The 12,875-nt window shown below is 60.7% G+C and carries 15 protein-coding genes; 8 read left to right on the top strand and 7 right to left on the bottom strand.

Going from position 1 to position 12,875, the window contains the following annotated elements:
* From ACOVRJ_RS18295 to ACOVRJ_RS18270, 6 genes are all read left to right on the top strand, one after another.
* A partial coding sequence (locus tag ACOVRJ_RS18295; protein ID WP_422045261.1) for a TonB-dependent receptor domain-containing protein occupies positions 1-1,047 on the top strand: 1,047 nt, incomplete at its 5' end.
* 444 nt (positions 1,048-1,491) lie between these two features.
* Complete coding sequence (locus ACOVRJ_RS18290) at positions 1,492-2,145, top strand: hypothetical protein (protein ID WP_422045260.1); 654 nt, start codon at positions 1,492-1,494, stop codon at positions 2,143-2,145.
* 98 nt (positions 2,146-2,243) lie between these two features.
* On the top strand, positions 2,244-3,086 hold the full coding sequence (locus tag ACOVRJ_RS18285; RefSeq protein WP_422045269.1) for a MotA/TolQ/ExbB proton channel family protein: 843 nt from the start codon (positions 2,244-2,246) through the stop codon (positions 3,084-3,086).
* Between the two features lie 25 nt (positions 3,087-3,111).
* The gene (locus tag ACOVRJ_RS18280; protein WP_422045259.1) at positions 3,112-3,540 is read left to right on the top strand and encodes an ExbD/TolR family protein; all 429 of its coding nucleotides are present in this window, start codon (positions 3,112-3,114) and stop codon (positions 3,538-3,540) included.
* A 17-nt stretch (positions 3,541-3,557) separates the two neighbouring features.
* The gene (locus ACOVRJ_RS18275) at positions 3,558-3,989 is read left to right on the top strand and encodes an ExbD/TolR family protein (protein ID WP_422045258.1); all 432 of its coding nucleotides are present in this window, start codon (positions 3,558-3,560) and stop codon (positions 3,987-3,989) included.
* Positions 3,990-4,067: 78 nt separating this feature from the next.
* The gene (locus ACOVRJ_RS18270) at positions 4,068-5,321 is read left to right on the top strand and encodes a hypothetical protein (RefSeq protein ID WP_422045257.1); all 1,254 of its coding nucleotides are present in this window, start codon (positions 4,068-4,070) and stop codon (positions 5,319-5,321) included.
* A gap of 119 nt (positions 5,322-5,440) precedes the next feature.
* On the opposite strand, the gene ACOVRJ_RS18265 is transcribed toward ACOVRJ_RS18270, so the two are convergent.
* From ACOVRJ_RS18265 to ACOVRJ_RS18235, 7 genes are all read right to left on the bottom strand, one after another.
* Positions 5,441-6,199, bottom strand: coding sequence for a 3-hydroxyacyl-CoA dehydrogenase (locus ACOVRJ_RS18265; protein ID WP_422045256.1), 759 nt, complete (start codon positions 6,197-6,199; stop codon positions 5,441-5,443).
* Positions 6,200-6,322: 123 nt separating this feature from the next.
* Positions 6,323-6,976: an adenylate kinase gene (adk, locus tag ACOVRJ_RS18260; protein ID WP_422045255.1), complete on the bottom strand. Its 654-nt coding sequence runs from the start codon at positions 6,974-6,976 to the stop codon at positions 6,323-6,325.
* Between the two features lie 225 nt (positions 6,977-7,201).
* On the bottom strand, positions 7,202-7,978 hold the full coding sequence (kdsB, locus tag ACOVRJ_RS18255) for a 3-deoxy-manno-octulosonate cytidylyltransferase (protein ID WP_422045254.1): 777 nt from the start codon (positions 7,976-7,978) through the stop codon (positions 7,202-7,204).
* Positions 7,975-8,241 carry a Trm112 family protein gene (locus ACOVRJ_RS18250; RefSeq protein WP_422045253.1) on the bottom strand — a complete coding sequence of 89 codons (267 nt, stop codon included), beginning with the start codon at positions 8,239-8,241 and terminating at the stop codon, positions 7,975-7,977. Before ACOVRJ_RS18250 ends, kdsB begins: the two co-directional genes overlap by 4 nt.
* The gene (gene lpxK, locus ACOVRJ_RS18245; protein ID WP_422045252.1) at positions 8,234-9,328 is read right to left on the bottom strand and encodes a tetraacyldisaccharide 4'-kinase; all 1,095 of its coding nucleotides are present in this window, start codon (positions 9,326-9,328) and stop codon (positions 8,234-8,236) included. Before lpxK ends, ACOVRJ_RS18250 begins: the two co-directional genes overlap by 8 nt.
* Before the next feature lie 13 nt (positions 9,329-9,341).
* Entirely contained in the window at positions 9,342-9,758 is a 417-nt protein-coding gene (locus ACOVRJ_RS18240; protein ID WP_422045251.1) for an ExbD/TolR family protein, read from the bottom strand.
* Positions 9,759-9,779: 21 nt separating this feature from the next.
* Positions 9,780-10,397 carry a MotA/TolQ/ExbB proton channel family protein gene (locus ACOVRJ_RS18235; RefSeq protein ID WP_422045250.1) on the bottom strand — a complete coding sequence of 206 codons (618 nt, stop codon included), beginning with the start codon at positions 10,395-10,397 and terminating at the stop codon, positions 9,780-9,782.
* Positions 10,398-10,816: 419 nt separating this feature from the next.
* Between ACOVRJ_RS18235 and xseA the strand changes: the two genes are divergently transcribed.
* Together xseA and ACOVRJ_RS18225 are read left to right on the top strand one after the other, a co-directional pair.
* Positions 10,817-12,163: an exodeoxyribonuclease VII large subunit gene (gene xseA / locus ACOVRJ_RS18230; RefSeq protein ID WP_422045249.1), complete on the top strand. Its 1,347-nt coding sequence runs from the start codon at positions 10,817-10,819 to the stop codon at positions 12,161-12,163.
* 56 nt (positions 12,164-12,219) lie between these two features.
* A complete protein-coding gene (locus ACOVRJ_RS18225; protein WP_263536891.1) occupies positions 12,220-12,801 on the top strand; it encodes a superoxide dismutase in 582 nt (193 codons plus the stop codon).
* Positions 12,802-12,875: the final 74 nt, after the last annotated feature.

The raw sequence follows: 12,875 nt of genomic DNA, 5'->3' as shown, positions 1-12,875 counted from the left end.
GGCAATGCCAACAGCAAGGCGACCTACAAGCTGGCCTTCCGCTTCATGCCGATGAATGAAGTGATGATTCGCGGCTCTTACGGCACCGGCTTCAAGGTTGCCAACCTGGACGAAATCGTTTCTCCGATCGCTGACGGCGGCGTGACCAGCGGTAAGTATCCTTGCCCGGTCAAGGCGCCGGATCCACGTGCCGTGGATTGCAAAGGCAACACCCAGTATGACTTGCTCACCGGTGGCAATGCCTTGAAGGGTGACCTGGGCCTGAAGCCAGAAGAGTCGACCAACATCACCTTGGGCGCTCGTTTTGAACCCACCAAGTCCTTGACCTTCGGCGTGGACTACTGGTCGGTCAAGATGAAGAACCAAATCGTGGCCCTGCCGGAGACCTTCCCGTTCGAGAGTCCTGGCGCCTATGACGGTCTGTTCCGCACGGTCTTCGATGCAGGTCAAGGTCAGAACAAGCTGTCGACACTGCTGCCGAACTTCAACCTCGGCACATCGCAGTACAGCGGTGTCGATTGGGATGCGACCTTCAAGACCAATGTGGGCTTTGGCGAGTTGAAGCTGGAGTGGTCCGGCACTTACATGATCAAGTCCGAAGTTGAGATCGCAGGTGCCATCGAGAAGAGCATTGGCCGCTTCGATGCCTACAACAATGCAACCTCTCGCGTTGTTCAGCGCATGGCTGCCAATCTGCGCCATGGCGGCATGTTCGATCACACCTTGGCTTGGAACTGGCGCTCGGGCTATAACGACCAAGTCCAAAACGCAGGTGATGGCACCATCAAGGTGGTCAATGCCGACGGCTCGCTGGGCGACTACGCAACCATCGTTCGCGATGTGAAGGCATTCTCGACCTTTGACTGGCAGACCCGTGCGCAGATCAACAAGATGTTCTCCTTGACCGTGGGCATCAAGAATCTGCTGAACCAAGATCCGCCCCTGTCGATCCGCACCTCCGGTGGTGGCAATCAGGTGGGCTATGACGGCCGCTATGCCAGCCCTCTGGGCCGCGTGTTCTACGTGACCGGCGGCGCGCGCTTCTGATCTCGCGCTCCTGCTGAAAAGGCCGCCCATGGGCGGCCTTTTTTCTTTGTAATTTAGGGTGACAGATTGGTGAAAACCCTAGTTTGCAATTGGTGCTTAAGTGGTTTCATACCAGTAAAATACCGCAGGTCAGAGGTGCGACGCAGGTTCTGAGCAATCCGGCCGAAGTCCATTTTTGCATCGGGAAATCCCCATGAACGAGAGCCTTGTGAACTCGTTTATGATCCGTGGCTCCGAGGTTTCGGGTCTTGCTTTGCAAGCTGCAAGTAAGGTCTGAATCGTTGGTGAGGCCCGCGGCCCAAAGCTGACGGGCATTTTTGTTTGATGAACGTGACTTGTGTCTTCGGGTGCAAGTCGCTGTAGGTTCGAGACGGGCGCTGCGCAGGGGTGAATGCCTCAACGTGTCTTGATGAAAGAATTTCGCAGTCTTAAGAAGGAGCGCGCATGAACTTTGCGCAGGAGAAGAACGGCTCGTCACGCTTCATGGGCTTTGGCATTGTTGTGCTGATCCACGTGGTGATGGTCTATGCGATCGCGAGCGGCCTGGCCAAGAAGGCCATTGAAAAGGTTGCAGGTCCGATTGAAACCAAGGTGATCGAAGAGAAGGTCAAGCCGCCGCCACCGCCTGAAAAGGTTGTGCCGCCTCCGCCTGACCTGAAGGCACCGCCACCTCCATTCGTGCCGCCGCCAGAGTTCCAGGTGACTGCGCCTCCGCCGCCTACGGCCACGCCGATTGCGTCGACCCAGGTCGCGCCTCCGGCTCAGCCTGCCAAGGCCGCGCCGCCACCCGTAGTGGCTCCGCCGCCTGCACCGCCTGCGCCACCGCGCACCGGTCCGATCAAGGCGGGTGTGGCTTGCACCAAGATGGCCAAGCCTGAGATGCCTTCGGTGAACTGGAGCGGTGAAGCCTTGTTCAGGGCCACGGCAACAGTGAAGGCCGGTCGTGTGGTGGACGTGCAAATCGCGAGCTTGCGCTCCGGCGTTGACCGCAAGGCTCAGCGCGCACTGGCCGCTGCCATCGATACCACGATGCGCGAAGGCTATGAGTGCCCGGGCGACTGGGTGATCGAGCAGGAATTCCAGTTCCGCATCGATTGATCTCACGGTCCCAAGAATTTTTAAACATGGGGCCGGGTCTTGCGCCTGGCCTCCTTTCTCTCAAACTGTTCCAGTTTTCTTCCGCAGGAGTTGACTCCATGATCTCTCGTATTTCCGGCCTGATCGCCGCAGTTGCTTTCGCTGCCACTCTGGCAATCTCGCCCGCTCACGCTCAAGACGCCAAGCCTGCTGACGCAGTCGCTTCGGCTGCTGTTGATGCTGCTGCTCCTGCTGATGCTGCCGCTTCTGTGGCCGTTGCGGCTGCCGCTAAGCCGGTTGACAATCCTTACGGCCTGAAGGCCCTGATCACCCACGGCCACACCGTTGACCAGGCGGTGTTGGTGCTGCTGGTGATCATGTCCATGGGTTCGTGGTACATCATGATCGTGCGCGTTTGGGACACCCACAAGATGGGTCAAGAAGCCCGCGAAGTCCGCGCCACTTTCTTCAAGAAGGCCACCTTGGCTGAAGGCATCAAGGGTCTGAAGGAGACCGGTCCTTTCCGCTACATCGCGCAGACCGCCGTCGAGGCTTCTGAGCATCACGAAGGTGCGTTGACCGAAAACATCGACCACAACACCTGGGTGACCATGAACGTTGAGCGTGCCGTGAGCGACGTCAACAGCCGTCTGCAATCGGGCCTGGGCTTCCTGGCTACCGTCGGTTCGACCTCGCCGTTCATCGGCTTGTTCGGCACGGTGTGGGGTATTTTGCAAGCGCTGACCGCCATCGGTGTTGCTGGTCAAGCTTCGATCGACAAGGTGGCTGGCCCTGTGGGCGCCGCGCTGATCATGACCGCGATCGGTCTGGCTGTCGCCGTTCCTGCTGTGCTGGGTTACAACTGGCTGATCAACCGCAACAAGGCCGTGATGAGCCAAGTGCGTTCCTTCTCTGCTGATCTGCACGGCGTGCTGATGGGCAACCGTTCGGTCAAGCGTTGATCGTCGGATTCTCTGGAGCCGCATCATGGGAATGAACGTCGGATCATCCTCCGGCGATGACGAGGTGGTCTCGACCATCAACACCACGCCCCTCGTGGACGTGATGTTGGTGCTGCTGATCATCTTCCTCATCACCGTGCCGGTGGTGACGCAATCGATCGCTGTCTCTTTGCCCAAAGAGACCAACGTCATGCGTGTCACCAAGCCGGAGAACATCGAGTTGTCGGTGACCAAGGACGGCGAGGTCTACTGGAACACCCAGCTGGTGACTGACACCGATGACTTGGTGAAGAGGCTGGGAAAGATTGCGGTCTTGAATCCGCAGCCTGAAGTGCATGTGCGCGGCGATGACAAATCGCGTTACGAGTCCGTCGGACGCGTGGTTTATGCCTGCCAGCGCGCCGGTATTATGAAAGTCAGCTTCGTCACCGAGCCGCCCGCGCGCGGTGGTTGAAGCCAGGAGCCAATAGCATGGGAATGAATGTAGGAAGCTCCTCTGGAAGTGATGAGCCAGAAGTCTTGATGGACGTCAACACCACGCCTTTGATTGACGTGATGTTGGTGTTGCTGGTGATGCTGATCATCACGATTCCTATCCAGCTGCATTCGGTGAATCTGGATATGCCTCCTCCGAGCAATCAGCAGCCGCTGAAGGAGCCGGTGACGCATGAGGTGTTCATCGACTTCGACGGTACGGTGAGCTGGGACGGTGTTGCGCTGGACAACCAGGCGGCTGTAGAAGCGAAGCTGATGGAAGTTGCAGCTGAAGTGGATCAGCCTGAAGTGCACATCAAGCCTAACAAGCTGGCCGAGTATGGTGCCGTGGCCGCAGTCATGGCTGCAGCTCAGCGCTTGGGCGTCAAGAAGATGGGCATGGTCGGCAACGAGCAGTACGTCAAGTGACGCTTTGAGGAATGACGAACGCGCTGCCCGCAAGGGTTGCGCGTTTTTTTTCGTGAAATTCGAAGGGAAGATGACATCATGAAGTTGAGAACGCTTGCCACAGTCGCGATCGGCGCTGCGGCGTTTGCATTGGGTTCGGCTCCGAGTGGGCAAATCGGTTTCGCGCAAGCTCAGGCTCAAGCAGAAGGTGTGCGCCCTGAAGTGGGCAAGCACCTGAAAGATGCGGGTGCTTTGATCAAGGCCGGAAAGCACAAAGAGGCTTTGGCCAAGGTGCGTGATGCCGAGGGTGTGAGTGGCCGTAACGCCACCGAGAACTACACCATCGAAGGCATGCGCATGGCCGCCGCTTCGGGCGCCAGTGACGCTGATTCGATGGTCAAAGCCTTTGAAGCGATGAAGGCCAGCGGCAGACTCGCTCAAGCCGAGCAGCTGCGCATGATGGAAGGCATCGCCGGCACCTATTTGCGCAACAAAGACAATGCCAAGGCCTTGAGCTGGGCGCAGCGCTATTTCAAAGAGGGCGGCAACAGCCCGACCATGAAGACAGTGCTGACCAATGCTCAGTTCTTGTCGGGCGACATGACCGCCATCATCAAGGAAACCAGCGAAGACATCGCTGCGGATGAGAAGGCAGGCCGCACACCGGCACGCGATAAGCTGAACCTGCTGCTCAGCGCCGCGCAGAAGAAGGGCGATGGCAATGCCGAAGGTCTGGCGATTGAGAAGCTGCTGAACTACTACCCCAGCAAGGAACTGTGGACTCAGGTCTTGGGTGGTTTGCAGGCCAAGAAGGGCTTCTCGGATCGATTCGGTCTGGACGTCTACCGCTTGAAGATGGCGACCGGCAATCTGAAAGATGCCAACGACTATATGGAAATGGCTCAGCTGGCCGCTCAAGCGGGCTATCCCGAAGAGGGCAAGCTGGTGGTCGACAAGGGTCTGGTTGCGGGCATCCTGGGTCAAGGCGCGGAAGGCGCACGTCACAAGCGCCTGCAAGATCTGATGACCAAGCGCATCGCTGAAGCCAAGGCGGCGTTGCCTGAGGCCGAGAAGGCCGCCAACGCCGCCAAGAACGGTGATTTGCTGGTGCCGCTGGGTCTGGCTTATGCCTTCCGCGGTGAGGCCGCCAAGGGCGCGAAGCTGATTGAAGAAGGCATTGCCAAGGGGTCGCTGAAGCGTCCCGAAGATGCCAAGCTTTACCTCGGTCTGGCGCAATCGATGGCTGGTGACAACGCCAAGGCGCTGGCCAGCTGGAGATCCGTCAGGGGTGGCGAAGGCGCGGGTGATCTGGCACGCCTCTGGAGCATGCACACTCGCAGCGCCAAGCGTTGATCTGCCAAGACCCGGCCTCATGTTCCGGGTTGATGGGTTTGAAAAGCACAGGCTTCAAAACCACAAAGGGCCTCGACACCAGTCGAGGCCCTTTTTTTATCTCGTCTCTTGCATGCGAATTACTTCGGGGCCAAGCGGATCGCGCCGTCCAGGCGAATCACTTCGCCATTGAGCATCTCATTGGTGATGATCTGGTGCACCAGCTTGGCGTAATCGGACGGCGTGCCCAGTCGTGAAGGGAAGGGCACGTTGGCGGCCAGGGCGTCTTGCACCTCTTGCGGCATGCCAAACAGCATGGGCGTGCCGAAGATGCCGGGTGCAATGGTCATGTTGCGGATGCCGTTGCGAGCCAGGTCGCGAGCGATAGGCAGGGTCATGCCGACGACGCCGCCTTTTGAGGCTGCATAGGCGGCTTGGCCGATCTGCCCGTCATAAGCGGCCACCGAGGCGGTGGAAATCAGCACGCCACGTTCGCCGGTCGATTCCGGGTCGTTCTTGCACATGGCTTCTGCAGCGAGGCGGATCATGTTGAAGGAGCCGATCAGATTGACCGTGATGACCTTGCTGAAAGCCGCCAGGGCGTGTGCGCCGTCTTTGCCCACGGTCTTCGCGGCAGGGGCGATGCCGGCGCAGTTGACCAAGCCAAACAGCTTGCCAAGTGACAAGGCCTTGGCCACCACGGCTTGGCCATCCGCCTCTTGGCTGACGTCGGCTTTCACAAACGCACCGCCCAGCTCTGCGGCCAAGGCTTCGCCTCGCTCCGCTTGCAGATCGGCGATCACGACCTTGGCACCGTGCGCCGTCAGCATGCGGGCTGTGCCTTCGCCGAGGCCGGAGGCGCCGCCAGTGACGATGAATACCTTGCCTGCGATTTCCATACGTGTTCCTTTGGGGAATTGGTTAACGTTGACGTAAACGTTAATTGTCAGGCAAAAACAAAGCCGCGATCAAGCGGCTTTGGATTCGATGTTTGAAGGCCTTGCTGCCTTCGCAACAAGGGCTCAGCCCAAGGCTTCCAGTGCGCGCTGGGTGATCTCTTCCACCGTGCCGATGCCGGCGATGCAGCGGTACTTGGGTGCATTCGCGTCGCCGGCGGCAGCCCACTTGGAGTAGTAGTCCACCAGGGGGCGGGTTTGGGCTTGGTAGACCTCGAGGCGCTTGCGCACGGTCTCTTCCTTGTCGTCTTCTCGTTGCACCAGGGCTTCGCCGCTGATGTCGTCGACGCCTTCAGCCTTGGGCGGGTTGAACTTGACGTGGTAGGTGCGACCCGAAGCCACGTGGACGCGGCGGCCGCTCATGCGTTCGATGATGGCGCTGTCAGGCACGTCGATTTCCAGCACCAGATCCAACTTCACGCCGGCGGCCTTCATGGCGTCGGCCTGGGGAATCGTGCGCGGGAAGCCATCAAACAGGAAGCCCTTGGCGCAATCAGCTTGGGCAATGCGTTCCTTGACCAAACCGATGATGATGTCGTCGCTGACCAATCCGCCGGCATCCATCACTTTCTTGGCAGCCATACCCATTTCGGTTCCTGCCTTCACGGCGGCGCGCAACATGTCGCCGGTCGAGATCTGCGGAATCCCGAATTTTTGGCAGATGAAGGCGGCTTGGGTGCCTTTGCCGGCGCCGGGGGCGCCCAGAAGAATCAGTCGCATGGGTCTCCTTGGTACTTTCAATGCTTTCGATGCATACGATGCCTGAACCTGAGGTCGAACGCTTCGTTCAGGGCTTGGGACTACCGCACGCGACACGCCCCGTTTTGGCATCGAACAAGGCTTGCTGCAAGCCTTTCCAACAGCGGGCGAGGATAGCACGCGCAAGCCTACGCAGGACTGACGACGGGTCAGTTGATACCCCTGTGTAACCCTAGTGTGGCGCGTTCAGTTGCGGGGTGAATTTGCGGCGCGAATGGCCGCGCGCACCCGCTCCAGATCTTCTGGCGTGTCGACACCAGGCCCGGGCTTTTCGGCGCTCAGATGGACCGCAATGCGTTCCCCGTGCCAGAGCACGCGCAATTGCTCCAGCGATTCGATCTGCTCCAGCGGGCTGAGCGCCAAGCTTGGGAAGCGGCGCAAAAAGCCGGCGTGATAGGCATACAAGCCCACATGTCGAAGTGCCGAGCCGGCTTGTGTTTGCGGGCTGTTGGCACTGGTGGTGCCATCACGCCACCAGGGAATGGGTGCACGCGAGAAGTACAGGGCCAGGCCTTGCGCGTCGGTCACCACCTTCACGACATTTGGGTTGCCGAAGTCGGTAGCGTCTTCCAGTGCATGTGCCACCGTGCTCATCACGCAATGCGGTTTGGCCGCAAGAAGGTCCGCGCAAGCGTCGATCATGCCTGGCGCAATCAGCGGCTCATCGCCCTGGACATTGACCACCAGGTCTTGGCCGTCGAGGCCCAGCAGTTCACAGGCCTCGGCCAAGCGGTCGCTGCCTGACACATGATCGGCGCGGGTCAACACCGCCTCGATGCCATGCTGGTCGCATGCTTCCAGCACCGCGCTGGCGTCGCTGGCGACCACCACGCGCTGCGCTTTCGACAAGGCCGCACGCTGTGCCACACGCACAATCATGGGCAGGCCCTCGATGTCTGCCAGCGGCTTGTTCGGCAGGCGCGTGGAGGCGAGTCGGGCCGGGATGATGACGCTGAAGCTCATGCGGGCGCGCTATTGGATTTTTCTGCGGCACTGGTCATGCTGGCCACGGCGGCTGCCACTTCGGCGGCCTTTTGGGCTTGCGCTTCGGCGGCAGCGTCATAGGTGCGCGCCTCGTTTTCCAGCATGACCGGAATACCGTCGCGGATTGGGAAAGCCAGCCGGTCGGCATGGCAGACCAACTCGCGTTCGGCGCCTTGGCGCAGCAGCTCCAGCGGGCCCTTGCAAATCGGGCAGACCAGCATGTCCAACAATCGGTTATCCATTTTCTTTGTCCTGAGGCATTGGCTTGTCGAGCAGCTTCATGCGGAGCAACTGCGACTCCAAAGCGTGCCAGAAAGCTTGTTCGGGTTGGAAGTCTAGCGTCACCACCCACACCCGTGTCCCTTGGCAACGCTGGGGCGGCAGTTTGACCGCGTCTTTTTCCGTCAGCAGCACATCGGGGGTGTTGATGGGCCAGGGCAGCTCGACGAAATCGAAGTGATCCGGCAGCGGCAGGGGGGCAAAACTCAGGCCTTCGGCGCTCAGCATTGCAAAAAAACGCTGCGGATGGGCCATGCCTGCCGTGGCGATCAAGGGGCGCTCGCGCAAACTGTGCAACTGACTCAGCGACGCAGGCTGGCCCTCCCACCAGTTCTCGAGGCTCACCGCGCCCGCCAATCGGCGGTGAGCCATGAAGCCTGGCAGCGTCGTGCTTGGCAGGGGGGCGTTGTAAAGCACCAGTTCCTCGGGCTTCAGTTGGCAGGTGGGCGGCTGGCGCAAAGGCCCTGCGGGCAATAAACGACCATTGCCCAAACCGCGCTCATCAAACAGCAGCACGGCCAGATCGCGCGGCAGGCGCAGGTGCTGCAAGCCATCGTCGCTGATCAGCAGATCCAAGTCGGGATGTGCAGCCAGCAAGGTTCGCGCGGCCTCGACACGGTCGCGGCCCACCGCCACCGGCGCACCGCTGCGCAAGTGAATCAGCAGGGGCTCATCGCCCACCTCGTGGGCTTGGTGCTCGCGCTTGACCAAGAGGGTCTCTTGGGTGCTTCGGCCATAACCTCGGGACACCACGCCTGCCCGCAAGCCAAGCCGCTGCAGATGCGCCAACAGGGCCAGGGTGCTCGGCGTCTTGCCGGCACCGCCCACGATCCAATTGCCGACCACGATCACGGGCACCGGAAGCTGGGCCGTCCGCAGGTAACCGATCTTGTAGAGCAGCCCTCGCAGTCTCAGCAGCCCGCCATACAGTCCGGCCAAGGGCCGAAACAGTTGAGCCAAGGGTCCGTTGGTGTACCAGGCTTGTTGCAGTCGATCCGCAAAACTTGCGGCAGGCCCGGGGTCTGCGCCAGGGCCCTTGGTCTGGTTCATCGAGAGAACGGGCTTATTGCCCTTGAGCCTGAGCGGCAAAGGTCAGTTTGGACAGGCCCGCGCGACGCGCGGCATCCATGACGTTGACCACGGATTGGTGTGCAGCGCTGGCGTCCGCCGACACAATCACCACGGTATCGTTTTGGCCGGCAGCGGCTTGCGCCAGCGCCGTGCTCAAGAGTTCAACCGATCGGCCCTCGACCGGCTGGTTGTTGATCACATAACGGCCATCCGCCGCGACCGCCACAACAATTTCTCGGGGTCGGTCTTTCATCTTTTCCGCATCGGCCACCGGCAGCGTGACTTGCAACTCGGTAAACTTGGCGTAGGTGGTGGACAGCATCAGAAAGATCAACACCACCAACAAGACGTCGATGAAAGGGATGAGATTGATCTCCGGATCTTCGCTGCGGCGTTGCCTGAACTTCATGGTGTCTGTTCTTCGTTCTGGTCAGGCCGTGAAGCGTTGCAAATGACTCATCAGGCGCTCGCTGGACTGCTCCAGTTCCAACACGTACTCATCGACCCTGCCGCGGAAGTAGCGGAAGAACATCAGGGCAGGGATGGCCACGATCAATCCAAATGCGGTGTTGTAAAGCGCGATCGAGATGCCGTGTGCCAACTGCGTCGGATTACCGCCGGTGGGGCTTTGGCTACCGAAGATTTCAATCATGCCGACCACGGTGCCCAGCAGCCCCAGCAAGGGTGCTGCCGTCGCAATCGTGCCCAGGGTGTTGAGGTAACGTTCCATTTGATGGATGGCGCGGCGTCCGGCCATTTCAAACACCTGTTGCAACTGGGCGGCGGGCAGGCGAGGGTCAGCGGTGACGGCGCGCAGTCCGGCGGCCAGCACTTGCCCCATCAGTGAATGCTCGGCCAAACGATTCACCACATCCGGGGTGGGCAAGCTTTGGCTGGTGATGCCCAGCACTTCGTCGAGTAGGCGTCGCGGTGCCACCCGACTGGTGCGCAAGCTCGAGAAACGCTCAATGATCAAGGTGAGCGCGATGACCGAGCAGATCAGTAAGGGCCAAATCGGCCAACCGGCGGCTTGTATGATCGAAAACAAGGATGACCCCTGGTGAAAGTGAATTGGCGATCAGACCCTTTGAAGGGCCTCCTTGGGCAGCCGTTGGGTACCCTGCGGAAGAGAACTGCGCGCGATTATGTCCTGAACTGAGGGTCAATCCAGCGGGAGTTAGCCCAGGCGGCTTGTGGCACCGTTTGGCGGGCCCTTGGGGGCTTTGACCCCGGCCCGAATAATCCACTTTCGCTGTGGATAACTTTGTGGGCAAGCGGTTCGGGTGCTGCGCCAGCCCCCGAAAAATCAAGGCTTTGGCTACATTGCCTCATTCTTGGGCAGGAAAAATAACTTGAAAAACAAGCGTTTATATGCGTGTGACGCAGGTGTGACGGGGCGAATGTCTGTTCGGCCCAGGATTGGCGCGCCTGTGGACTTCCGGACCCGCGCCGTTATTGGGCTGGCGCATGAATGAGGCCTTTCAGCCCGCGCCGCAGCGTCGTGTCTGGGGTGTTGCCGCGCTTTTGTTGGCGGTCAGCGACAGCTTGTCGGCGCGCTTTTCGGTCTGCGTGGTCGGGGGCGAGTTGTCGGGCTTTACCCGAGCCGCGAGCGGGCATTGCTACTTCAGTTTGAAAGACGCGGACGGGCAACAGGCGATGCTGCGTTGTGCCATGTTCCGGCGCGCAGCCAGTCTGCTGGACTTCTCGCCTGCGGACGGCGCCCTGGTCGAGATGCGCGGGCGACTCACGTTGTATGAGCCGCGGGGCGAGCTGCAGTTCGTGGTCGAAAGCATGCGCAGGGCTGGTGCCGGCGCGCTCTATGAGCAATTCCTGCGCCTGCGTGCCAAGTTGGAGGCGGCGGGCTTGTTCGACCTGTCGGCCAAGCGGGCCTTGCCTGCATTTCCGAGGCGGCTCGGTGTTATCACTTCGACCGTAGGTGCGGCTTTGCATGATGTGCTGACCGCCCTGGCGCGGCGCGCTCCGCACGTCGAGGTGATCATCTATCCGAGCGCCGTGCAGGGAGAGCAGGCGCCTCCTGCCTTGGTGGCGGCGCTCCAGGTGGCCAATGCGAGGGCCGAGGTGGATGCGCTGCTGTTGGTGCGCGGCGGTGGTTCCTTGGAGGATTTGTGGGCGTTCAATGATGAGCGGGTGGTCCGCGCGGTGGCGGGTTCAGCCTTGCCGGTGATTTGCGGGGTCGGGCACGAGACCGATGTGACCCTGTGCGACCTGGCTGCTGATCTGCGCGCGCCGACGCCCACGGCTGCGGCCGAGTTGGCCGCGCCTTCCCGCCAAGCCAGCTTGGACGCCTTGAGCGCTTTCTCTGCCGCATTGACACGCCGGGTCGAGCAGCGGCTGGACATGGTGGCGCAACGACTCGACCGTCTGGGCATGCGTTTGGCGAGGCCGACCGAGATCTTGAGTCGCCAACGGCGTCAGCTGGCCTTGCTCGCGCAGCGATGGGGTCAGGCCTTGCCCAAGATGCAGGCCATGCAGGCGCAGCGCCTGAGCAGTCTGGAGCAACGTTGCCGTCATGCCGCGCCCGCCAGCTTGCGGGCGCAGGGCTTGCGCCTGGAGGCCTTGCAGGCGCGTTTGTCGGCCTTGGATCCGCAGCGCGTGCTGGCACGGGGTTATGCCTGGCTGGATGATGGTCAGGGGCGGGCCCTTAGCTCGGTGGAACAGTTGCTGCCCGGGCAACAGGTGCATGCGGTGCTGGCGGATGGCGAGGCGCAGTTGGAGGTGTTGGCTACACGGGGCAAGTCAGCAAGTCCGCCCCCGAGTAAGGGCTCGCGCACCAAGGGGATTGCAAAGACCTAGAATCGCGCCCGAACCGCCGGGCTTCGCCCCACCTTTTTACGCACTGAGGAGTTGACATGGAACATACCCTTCCCGCCTTGCCCTATGCCAAGGATGCCCTGGCCCCGCACTACAGCGCCGAAACGCTGGAGTTCCACCACGGCAAGCACCACAACGCTTATGTGGTGAACCTGAACAATCTGCAAAAGGGCACCGAGTTTGAAGCCCTGTCGCTGGAAGAAATCGTCAAGAAGTCCAGCGGCCCGATCTACAACAACGCCGCCCAGATCTGGAATCACACCTTCTTCTGGAACTGCATGAAGCCCAATGGCGGCGGCGCTCCTACCGGCGCTTTGGCCGACGCGATCAATGCCAAGTGGGGCAGCCTGGATGCCTTCAAGGAAGCCTTCACCAAGAGCGCGGTGGGCAACTTCGGTTCCGGCTGGACCTGGCTGGTGAAGAAGGCCGACGGCAGCCTGGACATCGTCAACACCGGCGCCGCCGGCACGCCGCTGACCACTGCCGACAAGGCCTTGCTGACCATCGATGTGTGGGAGCATGCTTACTACATCGACTACCGCAATCTGCGCCCCAAGTTCGTCGAAGTGTTCCTGAACAACCTCGTCAACTGGGACTTCGCTCAGGCCAATTTCGCCTGAGTTTGAGTCGATGATGAAAGGCCGGTCTTGGACCGGCCTTTTTGCTTTTTTGGATGCTTTGTCTCGGGTTTCAC

This window comes from Roseateles sp. (assembly GCF_049240545.1).
GTDB lineage: Bacteria > Pseudomonadota > Gammaproteobacteria > Burkholderiales > Burkholderiaceae_C > Paucibacter_A.
Note: the sequence above shows the minus strand (reverse complement) of the source record. Positions and strands in the feature narration are given on the sequence as shown.